This window comes from Rhodococcus sp. S3 (assembly GCF_058211795.1).
The window spans coordinates 3670242-3692060 of sequence record NZ_CM177074.1; the positions used below are offsets into that span (position 1 = coordinate 3670242).

At 66.3% G+C, this 21819-nt stretch carries 36 protein-coding genes; 3 read left to right on the forward strand and 33 right to left on the reverse strand.

What is annotated here, in order from left to right; translation table 11 throughout:
* Positions 1-43: 43 nt before the first annotated feature.
* Together AC0LPE_RS17185 and AC0LPE_RS17190 are read left to right on the forward strand one after the other, a co-directional pair.
* A complete protein-coding gene (locus AC0LPE_RS17185) occupies positions 44-1186 on the forward strand; it encodes an acyl-CoA dehydrogenase family protein (protein ID WP_016690921.1) in 1143 nt (380 codons plus the stop codon).
* 59 nt (positions 1187-1245) lie between these two features.
* Positions 1246-2112 (forward strand): phosphotransferase family protein, encoded by an 867-nt coding sequence (locus AC0LPE_RS17190; protein ID WP_490604878.1) that lies wholly within the window; start codon positions 1246-1248, stop codon positions 2110-2112.
* Positions 2113-2363: 251 nt separating this feature from the next.
* Here AC0LPE_RS17190 and AC0LPE_RS17195 read toward each other — a convergent pair whose 3' ends face one another.
* The 9 genes from AC0LPE_RS17195 to infA all read right to left on the reverse strand — a co-directional run bounded on the left by AC0LPE_RS17195 (position 2364) and on the right by infA (position 8097).
* Entirely contained in the window at positions 2364-3365 is a 1002-nt protein-coding gene (locus tag AC0LPE_RS17195) for an alpha/beta hydrolase (protein ID WP_490604879.1), read from the reverse strand.
* 35 nt (positions 3366-3400) lie between these two features.
* The gene (truA, locus tag AC0LPE_RS17200; protein WP_229565288.1) at positions 3401-4237 is read right to left on the reverse strand and encodes a tRNA pseudouridine(38-40) synthase TruA; all 837 of its coding nucleotides are present in this window, start codon (positions 4235-4237) and stop codon (positions 3401-3403) included.
* 65 nt (positions 4238-4302) lie between these two features.
* A complete protein-coding gene (gene rplQ, locus AC0LPE_RS17205; protein ID WP_006554582.1) occupies positions 4303-4857 on the reverse strand; it encodes a 50S ribosomal protein L17 in 555 nt (184 codons plus the stop codon).
* Positions 4858-4887: 30 nt separating this feature from the next.
* Positions 4888-5949, reverse strand: a complete 1062-nt coding sequence (locus AC0LPE_RS17210) for a DNA-directed RNA polymerase subunit alpha (protein WP_016694607.1) — start codon at positions 5947-5949, stop codon at positions 4888-4890.
* Between the two features lie 101 nt (positions 5950-6050).
* A complete protein-coding gene (rpsD, locus tag AC0LPE_RS17215) occupies positions 6051-6656 on the reverse strand; it encodes a 30S ribosomal protein S4 (protein ID WP_006554584.1) in 606 nt (201 codons plus the stop codon).
* Between the two features lie 22 nt (positions 6657-6678).
* Positions 6679-7092 (reverse strand): 30S ribosomal protein S11, encoded by a 414-nt coding sequence (gene rpsK / locus AC0LPE_RS17220; protein WP_006554585.1) that lies wholly within the window; start codon positions 7090-7092, stop codon positions 6679-6681.
* Complete coding sequence (gene rpsM / locus AC0LPE_RS17225) at positions 7092-7460, reverse strand: 30S ribosomal protein S13 (protein WP_016694609.1); 369 nt, start codon at positions 7458-7460, stop codon at positions 7092-7094. The genes rpsK and rpsM overlap by 1 nt, the downstream gene beginning before the upstream one ends.
* A gap of 209 nt (positions 7461-7669) precedes the next feature.
* The gene (gene rpmJ, locus AC0LPE_RS17230; protein WP_003938068.1) at positions 7670-7783 is read right to left on the reverse strand and encodes a 50S ribosomal protein L36; all 114 of its coding nucleotides are present in this window, start codon (positions 7781-7783) and stop codon (positions 7670-7672) included.
* A 92-nt stretch (positions 7784-7875) separates the two neighbouring features.
* A complete protein-coding gene (gene infA / locus AC0LPE_RS17235) occupies positions 7876-8097 on the reverse strand; it encodes a translation initiation factor IF-1 (protein WP_006554587.1) in 222 nt (73 codons plus the stop codon).
* Positions 8098-8316: 219 nt separating this feature from the next.
* Between infA and dtd the strand changes: the two genes are divergently transcribed.
* A complete protein-coding gene (gene dtd / locus AC0LPE_RS17240) occupies positions 8317-8754 on the forward strand; it encodes a D-aminoacyl-tRNA deacylase (RefSeq protein WP_059382409.1) in 438 nt (145 codons plus the stop codon).
* Positions 8755-8777: 23 nt separating this feature from the next.
* On the opposite strand, the gene map is transcribed toward dtd, so the two are convergent.
* The 24 genes from map to rpsJ form a co-directional block, all read right to left on the reverse strand.
* Positions 8778-9575 carry a type I methionyl aminopeptidase gene (gene map / locus AC0LPE_RS17245; protein ID WP_490604880.1) on the reverse strand — a complete coding sequence of 266 codons (798 nt, stop codon included), beginning with the start codon at positions 9573-9575 and terminating at the stop codon, positions 8778-8780.
* A gap of 14 nt (positions 9576-9589) precedes the next feature.
* Entirely contained in the window at positions 9590-10135 is a 546-nt protein-coding gene (locus AC0LPE_RS17250; protein WP_006554590.1) for an adenylate kinase, read from the reverse strand.
* Complete coding sequence (gene secY / locus AC0LPE_RS17255; protein WP_059382411.1) at positions 10132-11445, reverse strand: preprotein translocase subunit SecY; 1314 nt, start codon at positions 11443-11445, stop codon at positions 10132-10134. The genes AC0LPE_RS17250 and secY overlap by 4 nt, the downstream gene beginning before the upstream one ends.
* Before the next feature lie 227 nt (positions 11446-11672).
* Complete coding sequence (gene rplO, locus AC0LPE_RS17260; RefSeq protein ID WP_006554592.1) at positions 11673-12116, reverse strand: 50S ribosomal protein L15; 444 nt, start codon at positions 12114-12116, stop codon at positions 11673-11675.
* A 2-nt stretch (positions 12117-12118) separates the two neighbouring features.
* Complete coding sequence (gene rpmD, locus AC0LPE_RS17265; protein ID WP_006554593.1) at positions 12119-12298, reverse strand: 50S ribosomal protein L30; 180 nt, start codon at positions 12296-12298, stop codon at positions 12119-12121.
* A complete protein-coding gene (gene rpsE / locus AC0LPE_RS17270; RefSeq protein ID WP_006554594.1) occupies positions 12298-12945 on the reverse strand; it encodes a 30S ribosomal protein S5 in 648 nt (215 codons plus the stop codon). Before rpsE ends, rpmD begins: the two co-directional genes overlap by 1 nt.
* 31 nt (positions 12946-12976) lie before the next feature.
* A complete protein-coding gene (gene rplR, locus AC0LPE_RS17275; RefSeq protein WP_006554595.1) occupies positions 12977-13384 on the reverse strand; it encodes a 50S ribosomal protein L18 in 408 nt (135 codons plus the stop codon).
* Positions 13385-13386: 2 nt separating this feature from the next.
* Positions 13387-13926: a 50S ribosomal protein L6 gene (gene rplF, locus AC0LPE_RS17280; protein ID WP_016694616.1), complete on the reverse strand. Its 540-nt coding sequence runs from the start codon at positions 13924-13926 to the stop codon at positions 13387-13389.
* A 15-nt stretch (positions 13927-13941) separates the two neighbouring features.
* Positions 13942-14340 carry a 30S ribosomal protein S8 gene (gene rpsH, locus AC0LPE_RS17285; RefSeq protein ID WP_006554597.1) on the reverse strand — a complete coding sequence of 133 codons (399 nt, stop codon included), beginning with the start codon at positions 14338-14340 and terminating at the stop codon, positions 13942-13944.
* Between the two features lie 172 nt (positions 14341-14512).
* On the reverse strand, positions 14513-14698 hold the full coding sequence (locus AC0LPE_RS17290; RefSeq protein ID WP_006554598.1) for a type Z 30S ribosomal protein S14: 186 nt from the start codon (positions 14696-14698) through the stop codon (positions 14513-14515).
* Positions 14699-14702: 4 nt separating this feature from the next.
* Positions 14703-15269 (reverse strand): 50S ribosomal protein L5, encoded by a 567-nt coding sequence (gene rplE, locus AC0LPE_RS17295; protein WP_006554599.1) that lies wholly within the window; start codon positions 15267-15269, stop codon positions 14703-14705.
* Between the two features lies 1 nt (position 15270).
* On the reverse strand, positions 15271-15588 hold the full coding sequence (gene rplX, locus AC0LPE_RS17300) for a 50S ribosomal protein L24 (RefSeq protein WP_060654858.1): 318 nt from the start codon (positions 15586-15588) through the stop codon (positions 15271-15273).
* Entirely contained in the window at positions 15588-15956 is a 369-nt protein-coding gene (rplN, locus tag AC0LPE_RS17305; protein WP_006554601.1) for a 50S ribosomal protein L14, read from the reverse strand. The genes rplX and rplN overlap by 1 nt, the downstream gene beginning before the upstream one ends.
* A 319-nt stretch (positions 15957-16275) precedes the next feature.
* Positions 16276-16560 (reverse strand): 30S ribosomal protein S17, encoded by a 285-nt coding sequence (rpsQ, locus tag AC0LPE_RS17310; RefSeq protein WP_024101619.1) that lies wholly within the window; start codon positions 16558-16560, stop codon positions 16276-16278.
* A complete protein-coding gene (rpmC, locus tag AC0LPE_RS17315) occupies positions 16557-16793 on the reverse strand; it encodes a 50S ribosomal protein L29 (protein ID WP_006554603.1) in 237 nt (78 codons plus the stop codon). The genes rpsQ and rpmC overlap by 4 nt, the downstream gene beginning before the upstream one ends.
* Positions 16793-17209: a 50S ribosomal protein L16 gene (rplP, locus tag AC0LPE_RS17320; RefSeq protein WP_490604881.1), complete on the reverse strand. Its 417-nt coding sequence runs from the start codon at positions 17207-17209 to the stop codon at positions 16793-16795. The genes rpmC and rplP overlap by 1 nt, the downstream gene beginning before the upstream one ends.
* A 4-nt stretch (positions 17210-17213) precedes the next feature.
* Positions 17214-18011, reverse strand: coding sequence for a 30S ribosomal protein S3 (gene rpsC / locus AC0LPE_RS17325; RefSeq protein ID WP_006554605.1), 798 nt, complete (start codon positions 18009-18011; stop codon positions 17214-17216).
* Positions 18011-18403, reverse strand: coding sequence for a 50S ribosomal protein L22 (gene rplV, locus AC0LPE_RS17330; protein ID WP_006554606.1), 393 nt, complete (start codon positions 18401-18403; stop codon positions 18011-18013). Before rplV ends, rpsC begins: the two co-directional genes overlap by 1 nt.
* Positions 18400-18681 (reverse strand): 30S ribosomal protein S19, encoded by a 282-nt coding sequence (rpsS, locus tag AC0LPE_RS17335; protein WP_003938088.1) that lies wholly within the window; start codon positions 18679-18681, stop codon positions 18400-18402. The genes rplV and rpsS overlap by 4 nt, the downstream gene beginning before the upstream one ends.
* Positions 18682-18700: 19 nt before the next feature.
* Positions 18701-19534 (reverse strand): 50S ribosomal protein L2, encoded by an 834-nt coding sequence (rplB, locus tag AC0LPE_RS17340; protein WP_024101620.1) that lies wholly within the window; start codon positions 19532-19534, stop codon positions 18701-18703.
* 38 nt (positions 19535-19572) lie between these two features.
* Positions 19573-19878 (reverse strand): 50S ribosomal protein L23, encoded by a 306-nt coding sequence (rplW, locus tag AC0LPE_RS17345; protein WP_006554608.1) that lies wholly within the window; start codon positions 19876-19878, stop codon positions 19573-19575.
* Positions 19875-20558, reverse strand: coding sequence for a 50S ribosomal protein L4 (gene rplD, locus AC0LPE_RS17350; protein ID WP_016694619.1), 684 nt, complete (start codon positions 20556-20558; stop codon positions 19875-19877). The genes rplW and rplD overlap by 4 nt, the downstream gene beginning before the upstream one ends.
* Positions 20555-21208, reverse strand: coding sequence for a 50S ribosomal protein L3 (gene rplC / locus AC0LPE_RS17355; RefSeq protein WP_006554610.1), 654 nt, complete (start codon positions 21206-21208; stop codon positions 20555-20557). The genes rplD and rplC overlap by 4 nt, the downstream gene beginning before the upstream one ends.
* Positions 21209-21253: 45 nt before the next feature.
* Positions 21254-21559: a 30S ribosomal protein S10 gene (rpsJ, locus tag AC0LPE_RS17360; RefSeq protein WP_003938093.1), complete on the reverse strand. Its 306-nt coding sequence runs from the start codon at positions 21557-21559 to the stop codon at positions 21254-21256.
* Positions 21560-21819 lie beyond the last annotated feature (260 nt).

A 21819-nucleotide genomic window follows, 5' to 3' on the forward strand; every position in this document is an offset into this window, starting at 1 on the left:
CTCAGTACTATTTTCGGTCCCCAGCCTTCCAGGAGAAACCACCGTGCCCGTCGAGCGTCTGCTTCCCACCCGCGAGGCCTACGACCTGATCGACCTCACCCGCGACGTCGCCGACAAGGTGCTCGCCCCGCGCGTCGACGAGCACGAGCGCAAGGAGACCTTCCCCGAGGGCGTCTTCCCCGCACTCGGCGCCGCCGGACTGCTGAGCCTGCCGTACCCCGAGGAGTTCGGCGGCGGCGACCAGCCCTACGAGGTCTACCTGCAGGTCCTCGAGGAACTCGGTGCCCGCTGGGCGGCCGTGGCGGTCGCGGTGAGCGTGCACGGACTGTCGTGCTTCGCGCTCGCCACCCACGGCACCGACGAGCAGAAGAACAAGTGGCTCCCGGAGATGCTGGGCGGCAACACCATCGGCGCGTACAGCCTGTCCGAGCCGCAGGCCGGATCCGACGCCGCCGCCCTCGCGTGCCGCGCGAAGCCCGTCGACGGCGGCTACCGCATCACCGGTTCGAAGGCGTGGATCACCAACGGCGGCAAGGCCGACTTCTACACCCTGTTTGCCCGCACGGCCGACACCGGCAGCAAGGGCATCTCGTGCTTCCTTGTGCCCGCCGGCACCGAGGGTCTGTCCTTCGGCAAGCCCGAGGAGAAGATGGGTCTGCACGCCGTCCCCACCACCTCCGCCCACTACGACGACGCCTTCGTCCCGGCCGAGCGCCGGATCGGCGCCGAGGGACAGGGACTGCCGATCGCATTCAGCGCACTGGATTCCGGACGACTGGGGATCGCCGCCGTCGCGACGGGCCTGGCCCAGGCCGCGCTCGACGAGGCGACGGCCTACGCCAAGGAGCGACAGGCCTTCGGCAAGCGGATCATCGACCACCAGGGCCTCGGCTTCGTCCTCGCCGACATGGCCGCCGCCGTCGACTCGGCCCGCGCCACCTATCTCGACGCCGCCCGGCGCAAGGACGCCGGTCTGCCGTACTCGCGGCAGGCATCGGTGGCCAAGCTCGTCGCGACGGATGCCGCCATGAAGGTCACGACCGACGCGGTCCAGGTCCTCGGTGGATACGGCTACACCCGTGACTTCCCGGTCGAGCGCTTCATGCGCGACGCGAAGATCACCCAGATCTTCGAGGGCACCAATCAGATTCAGCGACTCGTGATCGCGCGCTCCCTCGCGGGGTGAACGATCACGAGCCGGAAGCGACAGGGGTTCTCGCGGCGAAAGATCGCTAGAGTGCCTGCATGCCGGACGCCCTGGAGCGGCTCACTCCACAGCAACGCCACCTGCTGACGCAGCGGTTCGGCCGCATCGTCGTGGTCTCCGACATGAGTTGGGGGCTGGTGTCGACCACCGTCCTCGAGGTCGACACCGACGACGGGCGGCTGGTCGTGAAGGCGGGCAGAACCCCGGACCGGCACATCGGCCGCGAGATCAGCGCCCACGAACGGTGGACCGCTCCGTGGGTGCGGCGCGGCCGGGCCGCCCGGATGGTGTACGCCGACCGCGCGACGAAGCTCGTCGTGACGGAATATCTTCCGGGCCGCCTGATCCAGGGCACGGCGGCATCGTCCTGCCTGGACGTCTACGAACAGGCCGGCGCGCTGCTCGCGCAGTTCCACCGCCAGGAACGTGTGGTGGACGAGGGATACGAGCGATCGGCGAACACGAAGACGCTGCGGTGGCTCGCGGCGCCGCACCGTATCGGCCCCGATGTCGCCGGCCGGTTGCGCTCGATGGTCGAGGGGTGGCCGACGCCTACGGCCACCCTGGTGCCCACCCACGGCGACTGGCAGAGCCGGAACTGGCTCGCCGACGACGCGGGCACAGTGAAGGTGATCGACTTCGGCCGTGCCGCGATGCGCCCGGCGGGTGAGGACTTCGAGCGGCTCGCGGTGCGCGAGTTCCTCCGGGTCCCCGGGGCCGAGCAGGCCTTCCTGCGCGGTTACGGCGAGGACCCGCGCGAGGAGGACGCGTGGTTCCGCCAACGTGTCCGCGCGGCGGTCGCGGTCGCGGTGTGGGCCTTCCATGTGGGCGACGACTGTTACGAGGCCGAGGGGCATCGCATGATCGCCGAGGCGCTCGCTCGTGCGTCGACAGTCGCGCGTTAACAACTTCTCGACGGATATTTGTCACATTCGCCGAGGTTGCCCGTTACCGGCAGTTTCGCTTGAATCAGTTCTGGACATACGTCCGATTCGTTTTCGACATGGAGGTCACCACATGCTTCTCGGTTCGCTCGACGCCCTCATCAGCAACGTCCTCAATTTCCTGGACTGGCTGATCTGACGAGCATGTGAGAACGCCCGAGGGGGTGAGGTCGCGGACCTCACCCCCTCGGGTCTTTCTCGGCGCGTCCGGCTCAGGCGCCGATGGCCTCGCCGAGCACGGGCCACGACTCGTGCAGGGCCTCCTGCCAGTAGCCCCAGGTGTGGGTGCCGTCGGGACGGACCGAGTAGGTCGCCTCGACCCCGGCTGCGTCCAGCGCACCGCGCAGTCGCGTCGTGCAGTCGTTCACGCCGGCCTCGATGAGCCCGAGCAGAGCCACGTCGGGAAGGACGGCGACACCGTCCTGCTCCCATGCCTTCAGTTCGTACGGACCCGGGACACCGCTGCTCGTGGAGACGTATACGGCCTTGCCGCGCAGCTTCTCGGCGTTGAGCACGACGTCCTGTTCGGTCCAGTGCTCACCGGCGACCGGTCCCCACATGTTCTCGACTTCGCCCCCGCCGAACGCGACGACGATCTCCGCGTAGCGCGAACCGATCTCCGACGCGGTCTCGGCGCATCCGCTGTACGAACCCACCGCCTGGTAGAGATCGGGCGCCTGCTGCGCCAGAGCCAGCGCCGACGTCGCCGACATCGACACACCGGCGATCGCGTTGCGGCCGCTCGCGTCGAGCGTCTCGTCGACCACCGACGGGATCTCCTCGGTGAGGAAGGTCGTCCACTTGTTGCGTCCGAGAACGGGATCGTCCTCGAGCCAGTCGGTGTAGTAGCTGAACGCGCCACCGACCGGGGTGACGACGTTGACGTTCTTGTCGCCGAAGAACTCCACGATGTCGGTCTGCTCGCGCCAGGTCGCCCGGTCCAGTCCCCCGCCGGCACCGTTGAGCAGGTAGAAGACCGGTCGCGGCGCGCTCGTGTCGGCCGGGCGCAGCACCTGCAGCTCGATGGTGCGTTCCATCGACGGTGAGTACACGAACAGCGACCAGTCGCGGTCGGTGTGCTTCTCGATGCGTTCGACAGTCGCGCTCTGCGACCGGGTCTCGCCGGTCGCGGCGACCGGGAGGTCCTCGGCGTGGGCGACCGCGGCACCGGGCAGGACCAGCGACGAGACGGCGAGCGCCCCGATCGTCCCCATCAACGCAAACCGTCGTGCGCGCACATTCGTTCCCTTCATCCGCAACAGCCGGGCGTGATGGGCCCGCGCATCTCCCGCGTCGCAGCGTTGCGCGCGGCCAGTTCCTCGTCAGCAGGGTAGTCGACGCGGACCAGTGACAGGCCGTGGGCCGGTGCCACCGCGACGGAGGCCGCACGTTCACGTTCCTCCAGCAGAGCCGTCATCCACTCGACGCTGCGGCGCCCCTCCCCCACGGCCAGCGCCGCGCCGACGAGACTACGCACCATCGACCAGCAGAAGGCGTCGGCACTGACGTAGGCGGTGAGGATGTCACCCTTGCGGGTCCAGTCGTATCGCTGCAGTTCGCGTACGGTCGTCGCACCCTCGCGTCGCTTGCAGAAGGCAGCGAAGTCGTGCAGGCCGAGCAGCGACTGCGACGCGCGTTGCATCGCATCGAGATCGACGGCCTTGGGCCACGCGACGGTGTCGCGGGCACGCAGCGGCTCGGCGCCGTACACCGCTGTGGTGAGGCGGTATTCGTAGTGACGCCGGATCGCCGAGAACCGGGCGTCGAAATGTTCGGGGGCGACGGAGATCCCGGTGACCCGCACGTCGCGGGGCAGGAATCGTGCGAGACGGCGGACCCAGCGCGACGGATCGTCGGGCAGCGCCGCGGTGGGGACGTCGACGTGGGCGACCTGCCCGGACGCGTGCACGCCGGCGTCGGTGCGGCCGGCGACGGTGAGCAGCACGGGGGTACGGACGATCGCGGAGAGCCTCTCCTCGATCTCCCCGCACACGGTGCGACGTCCGGGTTGCCGTGCCCAGCCGGAGAAGTCGGTGCCGTCGTACGAGATGTCGAGTCGCAGACGGGTTGTCTCGTGAGAAGCCACGAGCCCGCCGCCCTCGGAAGGGACGGCGGGCTCGTGAGCTTCAGCAGATGCCGAAACCAAGTGGACTAGTCCTTCTTGGCCTCGTCCGCCTCGGGTGCGTCGGCAGCCGTGGCGTTGGTGTCCTCGACACCCTCGACGACGGCGTCGGCGTTCGCGACCTCGGCGTCGGTGGCCTCGGCCTCGACGGCCTGGACCGCGTTGTCCTCGGCGGGTGCCTGCGAGGCGGCGACGCGACGTGCGCGGTCGGCCTCGGAGGTGACGGTCTTCTCGCGCACCAGCTCGATGATGGCCATGGGGGCGTTGTCGCCCTTGCGCGGCATCGTCTTGATGATGCGGGTGTAGCCGCCGTTGCGGTCCTCGAAGGAGGGACCGATCTCCGCGAACAGCGAGTGGACGACGTCCTTGTTGCGGATGACCTTCAGCACCTCACGACGCGAGGCCAGCGTGCCGGCCTTGGCGTGCGTGACGAGCTTCTCGGCGTACGGGCGCAGGGCCTTGGCCTTGGCCTCGGTGGTGGTGATGCGGCCGTGCTCGAAGAGCGCGGTGGCCAGGTTGGCCATGAGCGCCTTCTGATGCGAGGCCGATCCGCCGAAGCGGGCGCCCTTCTTGGGCTTGGGCATGATTTTCTCCTAGTAACGGACCGTGAGCTGCTACAGCTGCTCGGTCTCGGCGTAGTCCTCGTTGCCGTCGTTGTCACCGAAGGAGCCGGCCTCGGTATCGCTCCAGGTACCGGTCGCGGCGTCGTAGCCGGCGACGGTGCTGGGGTCGAACGATGCCGGGCTGTCCTTGAGGGACAGGCCGAGCGAGTGCAGCTTGACCTTGACCTCGTCGATGGACTTCTGGCCGAAGTTGCGGATGTCGAGCAGGTCGGACTCCGTCCGTGCCACGAGCTCGCCGACGGTGTGGACACCCTCGCGCTTGAGGCAGTTGTAGGACCGGACCGTGAGGTCGAGGTCCTCGATCGGAAGTCCGAAGGAGGCGATGTGGTCGGCCTCGGCGGGCGAGGGACCGATCTCGATGCCTTCTGCTTCGACGTTCAGCTCACGAGCCAGACCGAAGAGCTCCACGAGGGTCTTGCCCGCCGAGGCGAGCGCGTCCCGCGCGCTGATCGAGTTCTTGGTCTCCACGTCGAGAATGAGCCGATCGAAGTCGGTGCGCTGCTCGACGCGGGTCGCTTCCACCTTGTACGTCACCTTGAGCACCGGCGAGTAGATCGAGTCGACCGGGATACGGCCGATCTCGGCGCCGGACGCCTTGTTCTGCACGGCAGGAACATAGCCGCGACCGCGCTCGACGACGAGCTCGATCTCCAGCTTGCCCTTGTCGTTCAGGGTGGCGATGTGCAGATCCGGGTTGTGGATGGTGACACCGGCCGGGGGCACGATGTCGCCGGCCGTGACGGTGCCCGGTCCCTGCTTGCGGACGTACATGGTGACCGGCTCGTCCTCTTCGGAGCTCACCACGAGACCCTTGAGGTTCAGGATGATGTCGGTGACATCCTCCTTCACGCCGGGAACGGTGGTGAACTCGTGGAGAACACCGTCGATACGGATGCTGGTGACAGCGGCGCCCGGGATCGACGAGAGCAGGGTGCGACGAAGCGAGTTGCCGAGGGTGTACCCGAAGCCAGGCTCGAGCGGCTCGATGACGAACTTCGAGCGGTTTTCAGCGATGACCTCTTCGGTCAGTGTGGGTCGCTGAGAGATGAGCATCTGTTGCCTCCTTGTGGGCGTCCGCCATATGACGCCCTAGTGGAATGGAGCGGTGTCCTCCCGCCCGGACGGACCGGAGGACACCACGACACCGAGGTGTCTTACTTCGAGTAGTACTCGACGATCAGCTGTTCCTGCAGCGGGATGTCGATCTGCGCGCGCTCGGGGAGCTGGTGGACCAGCACCCGCAGACGCGGGCCGACGACCTGCAGCCAACCCGGAACCGGGCGCTCGCCCTGGGTCTCGCGGGCGACCTGGAAGGGCAGCGTGCTCAGCGACTTCTCGCGGACATCGATGATGTCGTACTGCGAGACGCGGTAGCTGGGGATGTCGACCTTCTTGCCGTTGACCAGGAAGTGGCCGTGGCTCACCAGCTGGCGGGCCTGACGACGCGTACGGGCGAGGCCGGCACGGTAGACGACGTTGTCCAGGCGCGACTCGAGGATGACCAGCAGAACCTCACCGGTCTTGCCGGGGCGGCTGGCGGCCTCTTCGTAGTAGCGACGGAACTGCTTCTCCATGACGCCGTACGAGAAGCGGGCCTTCTGCTTCTCCTGCAGCTGGAGCAGGTACTCGCTCTCCTTGATCCGCGCGCGGCCGTGCTGGCCGGGCGGGTAGGGGCGACGCTCGAAGGCCTGATCGCCTCCGACCAGGTCGACGCGAAGACGACGCGACTTACGGGTAACGGGACCGGTATAACGAGCCATTATTCTTTACCTTCCTTTCCCGTTAGACGCGACGCCGCTTGGGCGGACGGCAACCGTTGTGCGGCTGCGGGGTGACATCGGAGATGGTGCCGACCTCGAGGCCTGCGGCCTGGAGGGAACGGATCGCCGTCTCGCGGCCCGAGCCCGGGCCCTTGACGAAGACGTCGACCTTCTTGACACCGTGTTCCTGCGCCTTGCGGGCGGCGTTCTCGGCGGCGAGCTGCGCGGCGAACGGGGTCGACTTGCGCGAACCCTTGAAGCCGACGTGGCCGGAGGACGCCCAGGAGATCACGTTGCCCTGCGGGTCCGTGATGGACACGATGGTGTTGTTGAACGTGCTCTTGATGTGAGCGGCACCGTGCGGAACGTTCTTCTTGTCCCTGCGCCGTGCCTTCTGGGTCTTCTTCGGACCGGTGCTGCGTGACTTGGGAGGCATTACTTCTTCTTTCCTGCGACGGTGCGCTTCGGACCCTTGCGGGTGCGGGCGTTGGTCTTGGTGCGCTGTCCACGCACGGGCAGACCACGACGGTGTCGCAGGCCCTGGTAGCAGCCGATCTCGATCTTGCGGCGGATGTCCGCCTGAACCTCGCGACGGAGGTCACCCTCGACCTTGTAGCTCTCCTCGATGTACTCGCGGAGCTTGGCGAGGTCCTCGTCCGTCAGATCCTTGCTGCGCAGGTCCGGGTTGACACCCGTGGCCTCGAGGATCTCCTTGGAGCGGGTACGGCCGATGCCGTAGATGTACGTGAGTGCGATCTCCATCCGCTTTTCGCGGGGAAGATCGACACCTGCGAGACGTGCCATGTGGCATTCCTATTCGGTGTGCGGAGGTCTGCTCCCAGCCCGTCCCCTGCGTCGAAGAACTGTGTGATTCATAAACACAGTGGGGCCCCGGCCTCCGTACCGGGGGTTGATCGCGCAGCTCCTCGACGGATCGAGGATCGTAACCACGCGACTGGTGCTGGAAGGTCTTCGTGCTTGTTGCCAAGCAGATCTTCGAGACGAAGGTGGATCTAGCCCTGACGCTGCTTGTGGCGCAGGTTCTCGCAGATCACCATGACCCGACCGTTACGGCGGATCACCTTGCACTTCTCGCAGATCTTCTTGACGCTAGGCTGAACCTTCACGTAAGTCCGATCTCCTGTATGTGCGCCGCCGGACACGGCAGAGCCGGCCCGGCGACATGATTCTCCCCGACCGTGTGGCCGGGGAAGCTTCGTTACTTGTAGCGGTAGACGATGCGTCCACGCGTGAGGTCGTAGGGAGAAAGCTCCACGACAACGCGGTCCTCGGGAAGGATACGAATGTAGTGCTGACGCATCTTTCCGCTGATGTGGGCGAGAACCTTGTGCCCGTTCTCCAGCTCGATGCGGAACATCGCATTGGGCAGCGGTTCGATTACCCGGCCCTCGACCTCGATTGCCCCGTCTTTCTTAGCCATATCCTCCGCGATCCGTTGTTCGGCGTTGTGGTTGCATCGGCATCCGTTACCGTGACGCTCGGCAACTCCGGGACCGGACACGAACCGAGATTCGAAGGAATTCGACACGGGACCGATCGGAGCGCAGCGCGCACCACCGATCAATGGTACGGGAAGTTGACCGTCCAGGACAAATGAGCTCGGGCACACTCGTGCCCACGACCAGGAGGAGGACCGCACGTGCGGGCGTTGATCCAGCGGGTGACCACGGCGGCAGTGGCGGTGGACGGAGCCGAGGTGGCCCGTATCACGCCGGCCGAAGGTGGTCACGGCCTGCTCGTGCTGGTCGGCGTCACGCACGACGACGACGAGGCCAAGGCCGCGACACTCGCCCGGAAGGTGTGGACGATGCGCATCCTCGAGGACGAGCGCTCCGCCTCCGACGTCGGCGCCCCGATCCTGGTGGTCAGTCAGTTCACGCTCATGGCCGACACGAGGAAGAGCCGGCGTCCGTCGTGGTCGGCCGCCGCTCCCCGCCCGATCGCCGAACCTCTCGTCGATGCGTTCGCGAACGCTCTACGAGATCTCGGCGCGACGGTGGAGACCGGGAAGTTCGGGGCCCACATGGAGGTGAGCCTCGTCAACGACGGACCGGTCACGCTCCTCGTCGAGGTCTGAACCACGCGGCGTGACCGCGACCGTCACTCCGGCCGGACGGTGAGGATGCGGGGGCCGTCCTCGGTGACCGCGACCGTGTGCTCCCAGTGCGCGGCCCGGCTGCCGTCGACGGTCACGACCGTCCACTCGTCGTCGAGGACCTCGGTCTCGTAGGTACCGAGGGTGAGCATCGGCTCGACGGCGAGCACCGACCCGACGACGAGCTTCGGGCCCTTGCCCGGCTTGCCCTCGTTGGGGAGGAACGGATCCATGTGCATCTCGCGCCCGATGCCATGACCGCCGTAGCCGTCGACGATGCCGTACGAGCGGCCGTGCAACTTCTCGGCGACATGCGTGCCCTGCTCGATCGCGTGCGAGACGTCGGTCAGGCGGTTGCCCGGGAGCATCGCCGCGATACCGGCCTCGAGCGACAGGCGGGTGGCCTCGCTCAGGTCGATGTCGGCCTGCGACAGCTCCCCGATCCCGAAGGTCCACGCCGAGTCGCCGTGCCAGCCCTCGAGGATCGCGCCGCAGTCGATCGAGACGAGGTCGCCCTCGGCGAGCACCACCGACGCGGACGGGATGCCGTGGACGACGACCTCGTTGACCGACGAACAGATCGAACCGGTGAAGCCGTGGTAGCCCAGGAAGGACGGAACGGCCCCCGCATCACGGATGACCGATTCCGCCACCTGGTCGAGTTCCAGGGTGCTCACGCCCGGCTTGGCCGCCTCACGCACTGCGACGAGTGCGGCACCGACCACGGCTCCCGCCGCCGCCATCGCGTCGAGTTCACCCGAGGTGCGGAACGGAACCACTGAGCGCTTGCGCCCGAAACCCATATCGAACTACCCGTCTACTTTCCGAGTGCGGACAGTGCCCGCGAATTGATCTCCTCGACCTCACCGATCGCGTCGACCGTGATGATCGAGTCGGCGTAGTAGTCGAGCAGCGGGGCCGTCTCCTCACGGTAGACCCGGAGACGGTTGCGGATCACGTCTTCGGTGTCGTCGGCGCGACCGCGGGCGAGCATGCGCTCGACCACGACGTCCTCGTCGATGACGAAGGAGAGCACGCCGTCGAGCTCGACGCCGAGATCCTTCAGGATGTTCTCGAGTTCCTTGGCCTGCTCCACGCTGCGCGGGAAGCCGTCGAGGAGGAAGCCGTTGGCGGCGTCGGGCTCGGCCAGACGCTCACGCACCATGTTGTTGGTGATCTCGGCGGGAACGAGCTCCCCCGCGTCGATGTACTTCTTGGCCTCGACTCCGAGCGGGGTGCCCTGCCCGATGTTCGCGCGGAAAAGATCGCCCGTCGAGATGGCGGGGACGCCGAGCTTCTCGGACAGAATCGCGGCCTGTGTGCCCTTGCCGGCACCGGGAGGACCGAGCAGTACAAGTCTCACTTGAGGAACCCTTCGTAGTTGCGCTGCATCAGTTGACTTTCGATCTGCTTGACAGTGTCCAGCGCGACACTGACGAGAATGAGAACCGCGGCGCCACCGAAGATGCTCGAGGCCGTCTGGCTGCCGGACAGGAAGAAGTTCGGCAGCGTCGCGATGAGACCGAGGTAGATCGAGCCCGGAACCGTGATGCGGTTGAGCACGAAACTGAGATATTCGGCGGTCGGGCGACCGGGGCGGATGCCCGGGATGAAGCCGCCGTACTTCTTCATCTCGTCGGCCCGCTCCTCCGGATTGAAGGTGATGGCGACGTAGAAGAAGACGAAGAACACGATCAGCGCGAAGTAGATCGCGATGTAGACCGGGTTGTTCGGATTGACCAGGTACTCGTTGATGATCCGCTGCCACCAACTCGGATCCGGGTTCGTCGTGGCACCGGTGAGCTGCGCAACGAGGTTGGGCAGGTACAGCAGCGACGACGCGAAGATGACAGGGATGATGCCCGCCTGGTTGACCTTCAGCGGCAGGTAGGTCGACGACCCGCCGTACATACGACGGCCGACCATGCGCTTGGCGTACTGGACCGGGATGCGGCGCTGACCCTGCTCGATGAACACGACGCCGGTGATGAGGGCCAGGGCCACGACGCAGACGATCGCGAAGACGAGACCGCCGCGGGATTCGAGGATCATGCGACCCTCGCTCGGCAGCGCGGCCGCGATACCGGAGAAGATCAACAGCGACATGCCGTTGCCGACACCGCGTTCGGTGATGAGCTCACCGAACCACATGACGACGGCGGCACCGGCGGTCATCACCAGCACGATGACGACCATCCCGAAGATGCTGTCGTCGGCGAGGATCGGCTCCGAACAGCCCTGCAGCAGCTGCCCTCGGGCGGCGAGGGCGACGATGCCGGTGGCCTGCAGGACGGCGAGCGCGACGGCGAGATAACGCGTGTACTGCGTCATCTTGGCCTGGCCGGACTGGCCCTCCTTGCGCAGTTCCTCGAAGCGTGGAATGACCACGGTGAGCAGCTGGACGATGATGCTCGCGGTGATGAACGGCATGATGCCGATCGCAAAGACCGACAGCTGCAACAGTGCGCCGCCGGAGAACAGATTGATCAGCGAGTAGATGCCGGCCTGCTCACTGCCGGCGAGCTGATCGACACAGGCCTGGACGTTGCCGTAGTCGACGCCCGGGGACGGCACGGTAGCACCGAGGCGGTACAGCGCCACGAGCCCGAGGGCGATGAGAATCTTCCGCCTCAGGTCCGGTGTCCTGAGGGCCGAGACGAAGGCGGAAAGCAAAGATCCTCCTGGCGGGCCGATCGGGGACGACGGATCGAGAAGGATCCGTCGGACGGTGGACAACTCTGAAACTCTAACAGTGGGCCCCGATGAGAGGGGTAGCCCGGTAGCCTATGTCACCGCTGCGAACGCAGCCTGTGACACCGCTGTGAACGCGCGAACGGCCGCGGTGCAGATATCTGCACCGCGGCCGTTCGACAGCCGTGACTCACACGCGAAAGTACAGGTCAGGCCTGGACGGTCGCGCTGCCACCGGCTGCAGCGATCTTCTCCTGAGCGGAGGCCGAGAACTTGTCGGCGGTGACCTGCACGGCCACCGTCAGCTCGCCCTCGCCGAGGACCTTGACGAGCTGGTTCTTGCGAACCAGACCCTTCGCCACGAGGTCCGCGACACCGATCTGTCCACCCTCGGGGAACACGCGAGCGATGTCCCCGACGTTGACGATCTGGTACTCGGTACGGAATGCGTTCTTGAAGCCCTTGAGCTTCGGCAGACGCATGTGGATGGGCATCTGGCCACCCTCGAAGGCCGGCGACACGTTCTTGCGTGCCTTCGTGCCCTTCGTACCGCGGCCGGCGGTCTTGCCCTTCGAACCCTCACCGCGTCCGACGCGGGTCTTGTCCGTCTTCGCACCCGGAGCCGGGCGCAGGTGATGCAGCTTGATGGTCATTCTCAGACCTCCTCAACAGTGACGAGGTGACGCACCACGTTGATGAGGCCGCGGTTCTGCGCGTTGTCCTCGCGGACGACGGACTGGCGGATCTTCCGCAGACCGAGGGTCCGGAGGCTGTCGCGCTGATTCGACTTGGCCCCGATGGTGCTCTTGATCTGGGTGATCTTCAGCTCTGCCATTACTTCACGCTCCCAGCAGCCTGTGCACGTGCGCGCAGCATGCCGGCGGGAGCAACTTCCTCGAGGGTGAGGCCACGGCGAGCCGCGACTTCCTCGGGACGCTGCAGACCCTTGAGGGCCGCAACCGTCGCGTGCACCACATTGATGGCGTTGTCGGAGCCGAGCGACTTCGACAGGATGTCGTGGACACCCGCGCACTCCAGCACCGCGCGCACAGCGCCACCGGCGATGACACCGGTACCGGGGGAAGCCGGACGCAGCAGGACGACACCGGCTGCAGCCTCTCCCTGGACGGGGTGGGTGATGGTTCCGCCGATGAGCGGGACGCGGAAGAAGTTCTTGCGAGCTTCCTCGACACCCTTCTGGATGGCCGCGGGAACTTCCTTGGCCTTGCCGTAGCCGACGCCGACCAGGCCGTTGCCGTCGCCCACGATCACCAGAGCGGTGAAGCTGAAGCGACGACCGCCCTTGACGACCTTCGACACACGGTTGATCGAGACGACACGCTCGATGTAGTTCGACTTCTCGGCAGCGTTGCCGCCGCGCGAGTCGCGGTCGCGGCGGTCGCGACCGCCACGGTTGTCACCGCTGTTGGGGTTCTGTCCGGCGGGGCCGTTGCCGCCGTCACGCCGCTGACGTCCCGGCATCAGGCGTTCCTTCCGTTCGAGAAAATGGTCATCAGAACTTCAACCCGCTTTCGCGAGCCGCGTCCGCGAGGGCCGCGATGCGTCCGCTGTAGGTGTGGCCACCGCGGTCGAAGACCACGGCTTCCACGCCGGCAGCCTTCGCGCGCTCGGCGATCAGCTGACCGACCTTCGCGCCGCGAGCCTTCTTGTCGCCCTCGAGAGCGCGCACATCGGGTTCGATGGACGACGCTGCGGCGAGGGTGGTGCCCGTCAGATCGTCGACCAGCTGCACGTGCAGGTGGCGCGACGACCGGTTGACGACGAGGCGGGGACGCTCGGCGGTGCCGGAGATCTTCTTGCGGAGGCGGAAGTGACGACGCGTCTTCGAAAGGCGACGCGTGGTGGAGGCGTCCTTGCCGCGCGGGATGCGCTTGGCCTTCTGGTTCTCGGTCTGGCTCATGATCACTTACCCGTCTTTCCGACCTTGCGACGGACCTGTTCACCCTCGTAGCGGATGCCCTTGCCCTTGTACGGGTCGGACTTGCGCAGCCGGCGGATGTTGGCCGCGATCTGGCCGACCTTCTGCTTGTCGATGCCCGAGATCGAGAAGCGCGTGGGGTTCTCGACGGCGAACGTGATGCCCTCGGGAGCCTCGATCAGCACGGGGTGGCTGTAGCCGAGCGAGAACTCGAGGTCCTTGCCCTTGAGAGCCACGCGGTAGCCGACGCCGTGGATCTCCATCTTCGTGGTGTAACCCTCGGTCACGCCGACGATGAGGTTCTGCACGAGCGTCCGCGACAGGCCGTGCAGCGCGCGGCTGCGACGCTCGTCGTTCGGGCGCGTGACGTTGATTGCCCCGTCCTCGCCCTTGGCGACGGCGATCGGCTCGGCGATCGTCAGGGACAGGTTGCCCTTGGGACCCTTGACTGCAACATCCTGGCCGTCGATGGTGACCTCGACGCCCGAAGGAACTGCAACGGGGAGTTTTCCGATTCGCGACATTGTGGTGGCCTCCCTTTACCAGACGTAGGCGAGGACTTCCCCGCCCACTCCCTGCTTGGCCGCCTGGCGATCGGTGAGCAGACCGGAGGACGTGGAGATGATCGCCACGCCGAGGCCGCCCAGGACCTTGGGCAGGTTGGTGGATTTCGCGTACACGCGCAGGCCGGGCTTCGACACGCGACGCACGCCGGCAAGGCTGCGCTCACGGGAAGGTCCGTACTTGAGGTCGACGATGAGGGTCTTGCCCACCTCGGCGTCCTCGGTGCGGTAGTCGGAGATGTAGCCCTCGCGCTTGAGGATCTCGGCGATGTTCACCTTGATCTTCGAGGACGGGAGCTTGACCTCGTCGTGGTACGCCGTGTTGGCGTTACGCAGACGCGTCAAGAAGTCTGCGATGGGGTCGGTCATGGTCATGGCTGACCTGTTCACCTTTCTCGATGCGGTTCCCATGCAACGCCGGAACGTGCCGGCCGTGGGCCTACATCGAAACTCGGTTCGATAGCGGGTTCGTCGGCCGGATCGGCGACGAACCCATGACAGCGTGACAGTGGGCGGAGAACATCTCGTCCTCCGCCCACCGCTCACGTCACCAGGAGCTCTTGTGAACTCCCGGAAGTTCTCCGCGGTGTGCCATCTCGCGAAGGCAGATGCGGCAGAGTCCGAACTTGCGGAAGACCGAGTGCGGGCGCCCGCAGCGCTGGCAGCGGGTGTAGGCGCGCACCGCGAACTTCGGCTTCTTGTTGGCCTTGTTGACCAGTGCCTTCTTAGCCATGGGCTCAGTTCTCCTTGAACGGGAAGCCGAGGTGCTTGAGCAGGGCACGGCCTTCTTCGTTGTTGGTAGCGGTGGTCACGACAGTGATGTCCATGCCGCGCGGGCGATCGATCTTGTCCACGTCGATCTCGTGGAACATCGACTGCTCGTTCAGGCCGAACGTGTAGTTGCCGTTGCCGTCGAACTGGTTGCCGTTGAGGCCGCGGAAGTCCCGGATACGGGGAAGCGCGATGGACACGAGACGGTCCAGGAACTCCCACATGCGGTCGCCGCGCAGCGTGACGCGCGCACCGATCGGCATGCCCTCGCGCAGCTTGAACTGTGCGATGGACTTGCGGGCCTTGCGGATCTCCGGCTTCTGACCGGTGATGAGCGCGAGGTCGTTGACGGCTCCGTTGATGAGCTTCGCGTCGCGGGCGGCGTCGCCGACACCCATGTTGACGACGACCTTCACGACGCCGGGGATCTGCATGACGTTCGCGTAGTCGAACTCCGCGTTCAGCGCGTCCTTGATCTCGGCGCGGTAGCGGGCCTTCAGGCGCGGCTGGGTCTTGTTCTCGGTGGAAGTCATGTCAGAGGTCCTTCCCGTTCTTCCGGGAAATCCGAACGCGCTTGCCGGTTTCCTCATCGGTGCGGTAGCCCACGCGGGTGGGGTTTCCGTCCGAGTCGACGACCGCAACGTTGGAAACGTGGATCGGGGCCTCCTGCGTCACGATGCCGCCGGAGGAGGCGCCACGCTCGTTCGCAGAGACGGCGGTGTGCTTCTTGATACGGTTCACGCCCTCGACGAGGACCTTGTCGGTCGCCGGGTAGGCCGCGATGACCTTGCCCTTGGCGCCCTTGTCCTTGCCCGAGATGACGAGCACGGTGTCACCCTTGTGCACCTTCATCACAGCACCTCCGGAGCGAGCGAGACGATCTTCATGAACCGCTTGTCGCGGAGCTCGCGACCGACGGGTCCGAAGATGCGGGTGCCGCGAGGATCGTTGTCGCCCTTGATGATGACGGCAGCGTTCTCGTCGAACTTGATGTAGGAACCATCCGGACGGCGGCGCTCCTTGGCGGTGCGCACGATCACGGCCTTGACGACATCGCCACGCTTGACGTTGCCGCCGGGGATCGCGTCCTTGACGGTGGCGACGATGACGTCACCGATTCCGGCGTAGCGACGGGACGAGCCACCGAGAACGCGGATGCAGAGGATCTCCTTGGCACCCGTGTTGTCGGCGACGCGCAGTCGCGACTCCTGCTGGATCACTTACTTCTCCTTGACCTGGATTGGTGTGTACGTCAGATTTCCGACCTGGACGTACGCGGTCGTCGGTCGCCTGCGGCGCACGTGCGAATCACACACGGGTCCCGTAAGCAACCCGTCCAGAGTAGGCCATATACCGTACGCAGGGCAAATTCGCGAATTGTGATGTCACTCCCCACCCCGGAACCGGGCGTGTCGCAGCGACGTCCACCGCTCCCCCGCGCGAGGGCTGTACCTACTACCGGACGCACAGCACCCCACCGCCCGCGGTGCAGGTGGTGGGGTGCTGCATGTTCTCGGTCCCGTCGAGGACGAGGAGGCCTTACTTGGCCTTCTCGAGCACCTCGACCAGACGCCAGCGCTTCGACGCGGACAGCGGACGGGTCTCCATCAGCTGCACGCGGTCGCCGATGCCGGCCAGACCGTTCTCGTCGTGCGCCTTCACCTTGGTCGTACGGCGGATGATCTTGCCGTACAGCGGGTGCTTCACGCGGTCCTCGAGCTCGACGACGATGGTCTTCTCCATCTTGTCCGAGACGACGTAACCGATGCGGACCTTGCGGCTCGCGCGCTGTTCCTGGTTGCTCACTGCCTTTTCCTCACTCATGCCACGTCACCCGCATTCGGGCCGGTGGCCAGTCCGAGCTCGCGCTCGCGCAGCACCGTGTAGATACGGGCGATCTCGTTGCGCACGACGCGGAGCCGACGGTTGTTGTCCAGCTGGCCGGTGGCCATCTGGAAGCGGAGGTTGAACAGCTCTTCCTTGGCTTCGCGGAGCTTGTCGGTCAGCTCTTCGTCGCTCAGCTCGCGGAGTTCCGCGGCGGGGGTACCGGTAGCCATCAGAACTGCTCCTCCCTCGTCACGATGCGGCACTTGCAGGGGAGCTTGTGCATCGCGCGACGCAGGGCCTCGCGCGCAATCTCCTCGTTGGGGTAGCTCATCTCGAACAGCACGCGACCGGGCTTGACGTTCGCGACCCACCACTCCGGCGAACCCTTACCGGAACCCATGCGGGTCTCGGCAGGCTTCTTGGTGAGGGGGCGATCCGGGAAGATGTTGATCCAGATCTTGCCGCCACGCTTGATGTGCCGGGTCATGGCGATACGAGCGGACTCGATCTGCCGGTTGGTGATGTAGGCCGGCTCGAGAGCCTGGATGCCGTAGTCACCGAAGGCCACCTGGGTTCCGCCCTTGGCGCCACCCGTACGGCTCGGATGGTGCTGCTTGCGGTGTTTGACCCGCCGGGGGATCAACATTGCGTCAGCCCTCCTTGTTCTCGGTCGAGGCAGGGGCGTCGCTCGATGCGGCGCGGCCGGCCTCGGTGCTCGTCGCGGTGGTGCCCGACGCGCCGGAACGACGCGGGCGGCTCGGACGCTCACGACGCGGCCGGTCGGCGGGAGCAGCTGCAGCAGCAGCGAGCTCACGACGGCCACCGACGATGTCGCCCTTGTAGATCCAGACCTTCACGCCGATGCGGCCGAAGGTGGTCCGTGCCTCGTAGAGGCCGTAGTCGATGTCCGCGCGCAGCGTGTGCAGCGGGACGCGACCTTCGCGGTAGAACTCCGAACGCGACATCTCGGCGCCACCGAGGCGGCCCGAGCACTGCACGCGGATGCCCTTGACGTTCGGCTGACGCATGGCCGACTGGATGGCCTTGCGCATCGCACGACGGAAGGCGACGCGGTTCGAGAGCTGCTCGGCGACGCCCTGCGCCACGAGCTGAGCCTCGGACTCCGAGTTCTTGACCTCGAGGATGTTCAGCTGGACCTGCTTACCGGTCAGCTTCTCGAGCTCGGCGCGGATGCGATCGGCCTCGGCGCCGCGGCGTCCGATGACGATGCCCGGACGAGCGGTGTGGATGTCCACACGCACACGGTCGCGGGTGCGCTCGATCTCGACCTTCGCGATGCCGGCGCGCTCGAGGCCGGAGGCCAGGAACTTGCGGATCGCGACATCTTCCTTGACGTAGTCCGCGTACTGCTTGTCCGCGTACCAACGAGACTTCCAGTCGGTGGTGACGCCCAGACGGAAGCCGTGCGGGTTGATCTTCTGGCCCACTACTGAGCTCCCTTCCGGCGGTTACGAGTCGAGGCCGACCCGACGCTTTCCACGATCACGGTGATGTGGCTCGACCGCTTGCGGATGCGGAACGCACGGCCCTGGGCACGCGGCTGGAACCGCTTCAGGGTCGCACCCTCGTCCACGTACGCAGTCGCGACGACGAGCGTGCTGGGGTCGAGGTTGTAGTTGTTCTGCGCGTTCGCAGCGGCCGACGCGATCACCTTGGCGACCGGCTCGGCCGCGGCCTGCGGCGCGAACTTGAGGATGGCCAGGGCCTCCTCGACGGACTTACCGCGAACGATGTCGACGACGCGGCGCGCCTTCATCGGGGTCACGCGCACGTGGCGCGCAACAGCCCGAGCGCTGTTGGTGGTGGTTTCAGTGCTCATCGACGCTTGCTCTTCCGGTCGTCCTTGATGTGGCCCTTGAACGTACGGGTCGGCGCGAACTCACCGAGCTTGTGACCGACCATGGACTCCGAGACGAACACCGGCACGTGCTTGCGTCCATCGTGGACAGCGAACGTATGACCGATGAAGTCGGGCAGAATCGTGGAACGGCGCGACCAGGTCTTGATGACCTGCTTGGTGCCCTTCTCGTTCTGCGTGTCCACCTTCGCCAGGAGGTGGTCGTCGACGAACGGGCCCTTCTTGAGGCTGCGTGGCATTCTCTAACTCCCTCCTTGACTAGCGCTTCTTGCCGGTACGGCGACGACGGACGATGAGCTTGTCGGACGCCTTGTTCTTGCGGGTGCGGCCCTCGGGCTTGCCCCACGGGCTGACCGGGTGGCGACCACCCGAGGTCTTGCCCTCGCCACCACCGTGCGGGTGGTCGACCGGGTTCATCACGACACCACGGACGGTCGGGCGCTTGCCCTTCCAGCGCATACGGCCGGCCTTGCCCCAGTTGATGTTCGACTGCTCGGCGTTGCCGACCTCGCCGACGGTGGCGCGGCAGCGCACGTCGACGCGGCGGATCTCGCCGGAGGGCATACGCAGCGTGGCGTAGGTGCCTTCCTTACCGAGGAGCTGAATGCTCGCACCGGCGGAGCGGGCCATCTTGGCGCCGCCACCCGGACGCAGCTCGACCGCGTGGATGGTCGTACCCGTCGGGATGTTGCGCAGCGGCAGGTTGTTGCCGGGCTTGATGTCGGCGTTGGGGCCCGACTCGACCGGAGCACCCTGCACGAGGCCCTTGGGGGCGATGATGTAGCGCTTCTCGCCGTCCACGTAGTGGAGCAGCGCGATGCGCGCGGTGCGGTTGGGGTCGTACTCGATGTGAGCGACCTTGGCCGGCACGCCGTCCTTGTCGTTGCGACGGAAATCGATCAGGCGGTAGGCGCGCTTGTGTCCGCCACCCTTGTGACGGGTGGTGATGCGGCCGTGCGCATTACGTCCACCGCGACCGTGCAGCGGGCGCACCAGCGACTTCTCGGGCGTCGACCGAGTGATCTCGGCGAAGTCCGCCACGCTGGCGCCACGACGGCCCGGCGTAGTCGGCTTGTACTTACGGATTGCCATGAGTCTTCTCGTCCTCTATCTCTCGAGAGTTCCGATCGCTAGGCGACCGGGCCTCCGAAGATCTCGATGGGCTTGCTGTCGGCCGTGAGGGTCACGAGCGCGCGCTTGGTGTTCTTGCGCTTGCCGTAACCGAACCGGGTCCGCTTGCGCTTGCCCTGACGGTTGGCGGTGTTGACGCTGCTCACCTTGACGCCGAAGACCTTCTCGACGGCAATCTTGATCTGCGTCTTGTTCGAGTCCGGGTGGACCAGGAAGGTGTAGGTGCCCTCTTCCATCAGCCCGTAGGACTTCTCGGAGACGACGGGAGCCAGCAGGATGTCGCGAGGATCGGCGATCGTGCTCACTTGCTCTCCTCCTTAACTTCCTGGCCGGACTCGGCCGGCCCGTGGATGAACGTGTTGAGCGCCTCGACGCTGAACACGACGTCATCGCTGTAGAGCACGTCGTAGGTGTTCAGCTGATCCGGCGCGAGCGCGTGGACGTTGGGAAGGTTCTGAACCGACTTCCACGCCGCCACGTCTTCACGGCCGACGACGAGCAGGACCTTCTTGCGGTCGCTGATCTCGCCCAGGAACGTGCGAGCACTCTTCGTCGACGGGGTCTGACCCGCGACGAGTTCGGTGATCACGTGGATGCGCTCGTTGCGCGCCCGGTCGGAGAGGGCTCCGCGCAGGGCGGCGGCCTTCATCTTCTTGGGGGTGCGCTGGCTGTAGTCGCGCGGCTGCGGGCCGTGGACGGTGCCACCGCCGGCGAACTGCGGCGCACGGGTCGAGCCCTGACGTGCGCGGCCGGTGCCCTTCTGGCGGTACGGCTTCTTGCCACCGCCGCGGACGTCGCCGCGGGTCTTGGTGGCGTGCGTTCCCTGGCGGGCCGCGGCGAGCTGCGCGGTGACGACCTGGTGCAGCAGCGCGATGTTCGCGGGAGCGTCGAAGATCTCGGCGGGGAGATCGACGGAGCCGGAGGTCTGGCCACCGGGGGCCTTGACGTCCAGGGTCAGCTTGGTTGCGGTCTCGGTGCTGGTCATGCCCGTGCACCACCCTTCACTGCGGTCTTGACGATCACGAGGCCGCCCTTGCGACCCGGGATCGCGCCCTTGATCAGCAGCAGACCGTTCTCGGCGTCCACCTTGTGGACCGAGAGGTTCTGCGTCGTGATGCGGTCGGAGCCCATACGGCCGGACATGCGCGTGCCCTTGAACACGCGGCCCGGGGTGGCGCAACCACCGATGGAGCCCGGACGACGGTGCACGGCCTGCGTACCGTGCGACGCACCCTGGCCGGCGAAGCCGTGACGCTTCATGGTGCCGGCGAAGCCCTTGCCCTTCGAGGTGCCGGTGACGTCGACGTAGGCGCCGTCCTCGAACACCTCTGCAGTGAGTTCCTGGCCGACCTCGTACTCGGAGGCGTCCTCGATCCGGAGCTCGACCAGGTGACGGCGCGGCGTGACGCCGGCCTTCTCGAACTGGCCGCGAACCGGCTTGTTGACCTTGCGCGGCGCGATGGCACCGTAGGCGAGCTGCACGGCGTTGTAGCCGTCGCGCTCCTCGGTGCGGATCTGCGTGACCACGTTCGGTCCGGCCTTGACGACGGTGACCGGGACGACCCGGTTGTTCTCGTCGAAGACCTGGGTCATGCCGAGCTTGGTGCCCAGGATTCCCTTGATCTGGTTAGTCATGTGTTGTCTCCGCTGCGTCTTTCACAAGCTCGCTGTAATCGAATGTCACTGAATGTTGACGTCGACACTCGCCGGGAGATCGATGCGCATGAGCGCGTCGACGGTCTTCGGCGTCGGGTCGAGGATGTCGATGAGCCGCTTGTGCGTCCGCATCTCGAAGTGCTCGCGCGAGTCCTTGTACTTGTGCGGCGAGCGGATGACGCAGTACACGTTCTTTTCAGTGGGCAACGGCACCGGGCCGACCACGCGGGCACCCGTACGGGTCACCGTCTCGACGATCTTGCGCGCAGATGCGTCGATCGCCTCGTGGTCATAGGCCTTGAGCCTGATGCGGATCTTCTGTCCCGCCACGCTTAGTGTCCTTTTCTTGCCGCGTTTCGTGATCCCCGGCGGAGCCGGAAACCACCTCGTCTGCACAGTTCCCCAGGGAACGGCGACCGAGAACAGCACTCGAAACACAGTGCGAGCCGGACGTATCCGATCCGCTTGCCGCTGTTCATCTGTCATTGTTCTCCGGTCCACGCGGTCGGGCGTGTCGGCCCGCCGCTCATTCCCCGGCGTCGATGCTCGAAGGCTTCGACACCACAAGGAACGGAACCGGCTGCGCTCCG

What these genes read in the sequence shown, in the direction of transcription:
- AC0LPE_RS17190 (WP_490604878.1), top strand. Translation starts at nt 1,246, where the DNA reads ATGCCGGACGCCCTGGAGCGGCTCACTCCACAGCAACGCCACCTGCTG.
- AC0LPE_RS17195 (WP_490604879.1), bottom strand. Translation starts at nt 3,365, where the DNA reads ATGGGGACGATCGGGGCGCTCGCCGTCTCGTCGCTGGTCCTGCCCGGT.
- rplQ (WP_006554582.1), bottom strand. Translation starts at nt 4,857, where the DNA reads ATGCCCAAGCCCAAGAAGGGCGCCCGCTTCGGCGGATCGGCCTCGCAT.
- AC0LPE_RS17210 (WP_016694607.1), bottom strand. Translation starts at nt 5,949, where the DNA reads ATGCTCATCTCTCAGCGACCCACACTGACCGAAGAGGTCATCGCTGAA.
- rpsD (WP_006554584.1), bottom strand. Translation starts at nt 6,656, where the DNA reads ATGGCTCGTTATACCGGTCCCGTTACCCGTAAGTCGCGTCGTCTTCGC.
- rpsK (WP_006554585.1), bottom strand. Translation starts at nt 7,092, where the DNA reads ATGCCTCCCAAGTCACGCAGCACCGGTCCGAAGAAGACCCAGAAGGCA.
- rpsM (WP_016694609.1), bottom strand. Translation starts at nt 7,460, where the DNA reads ATGGCACGTCTCGCAGGTGTCGATCTTCCCCGCGAAAAGCGGATGGAG.
- infA (WP_006554587.1), bottom strand. Translation starts at nt 8,097, where the DNA reads ATGGCTAAGAAAGACGGGGCAATCGAGGTCGAGGGCCGGGTAATCGAA.
- map (WP_490604880.1), bottom strand. Translation starts at nt 9,575, where the DNA reads ATGGGTTTCGGGCGCAAGCGCTCAGTGGTTCCGTTCCGCACCTCGGGT.
- rplO (WP_006554592.1), bottom strand. Translation starts at nt 12,116, where the DNA reads ATGACCATCAAGCTGCATCACCTGCGCCCGGCTCCGGGTGCGAAGACG.
- rpmD (WP_006554593.1), bottom strand. Translation starts at nt 12,298, where the DNA reads ATGGCAGAGCTGAAGATCACCCAGATCAAGAGCACCATCGGGGCCAAG.
- rpsE (WP_006554594.1), bottom strand. Translation starts at nt 12,945, where the DNA reads ATGCCGGGACGTCAGCGGCGTGACGGCGGCAACGGCCCCGCCGGACAG.
- rplR (WP_006554595.1), bottom strand. Translation starts at nt 13,384, where the DNA reads ATGAGCCAGACCGAGAACCAGAAGGCCAAGCGCATCCCGCGCGGCAAG.
- rplF (WP_016694616.1), bottom strand. Translation starts at nt 13,926, where the DNA reads ATGTCGCGAATCGGAAAACTCCCCGTTGCAGTTCCTTCGGGCGTCGAG.
- rpsH (WP_006554597.1), bottom strand. Translation starts at nt 14,340, where the DNA reads ATGACCATGACCGACCCCATCGCAGACTTCTTGACGCGTCTGCGTAAC.
- AC0LPE_RS17290 (WP_006554598.1), bottom strand. Translation starts at nt 14,698, where the DNA reads ATGGCTAAGAAGGCACTGGTCAACAAGGCCAACAAGAAGCCGAAGTTC.
- rplE (WP_006554599.1), bottom strand. Translation starts at nt 15,269, where the DNA reads ATGACTTCCACCGAGAACAAGACCCAGCCGCGCCTGAAGGCCCGCTAC.
- rplX (WP_060654858.1), bottom strand. Translation starts at nt 15,588, where the DNA reads ATGAAGGTGCACAAGGGTGACACCGTGCTCGTCATCTCGGGCAAGGAC.
- rpsQ (WP_024101619.1), bottom strand. Translation starts at nt 16,560, where the DNA reads ATGAGTGAGGAAAAGGCAGTGAGCAACCAGGAACAGCGCGCGAGCCGC.
- rpmC (WP_006554603.1), bottom strand. Translation starts at nt 16,793, where the DNA reads ATGGCTACCGGTACCCCCGCCGCGGAACTCCGCGAGCTGAGCGACGAA.
- rplP (WP_490604881.1), bottom strand. Translation starts at nt 17,209, where the DNA reads ATGTTGATCCCCCGGCGGGTCAAACACCGCAAGCAGCACCATCCGAGC.
- rplV (WP_006554606.1), bottom strand. Translation starts at nt 18,403, where the DNA reads ATGAGCACTGAAACCACCACCAACAGCGCTCGGGCTGTTGCGCGCCAC.
- rpsS (WP_003938088.1), bottom strand. Translation starts at nt 18,681, where the DNA reads ATGCCACGCAGCCTCAAGAAGGGCCCGTTCGTCGACGACCACCTCCTG.
- rplB (WP_024101620.1), bottom strand. Translation starts at nt 19,534, where the DNA reads ATGGCAATCCGTAAGTACAAGCCGACTACGCCGGGCCGTCGTGGCGCC.
- rplD (WP_016694619.1), bottom strand. Translation starts at nt 20,558, where the DNA reads ATGACCAGCACCGAGACCGCAACCAAGCTGACCCTGGACGTCAAGGCC.
- rplC (WP_006554610.1), bottom strand. Translation starts at nt 21,208, where the DNA reads ATGACTAACCAGATCAAGGGAATCCTGGGCACCAAGCTCGGCATGACC.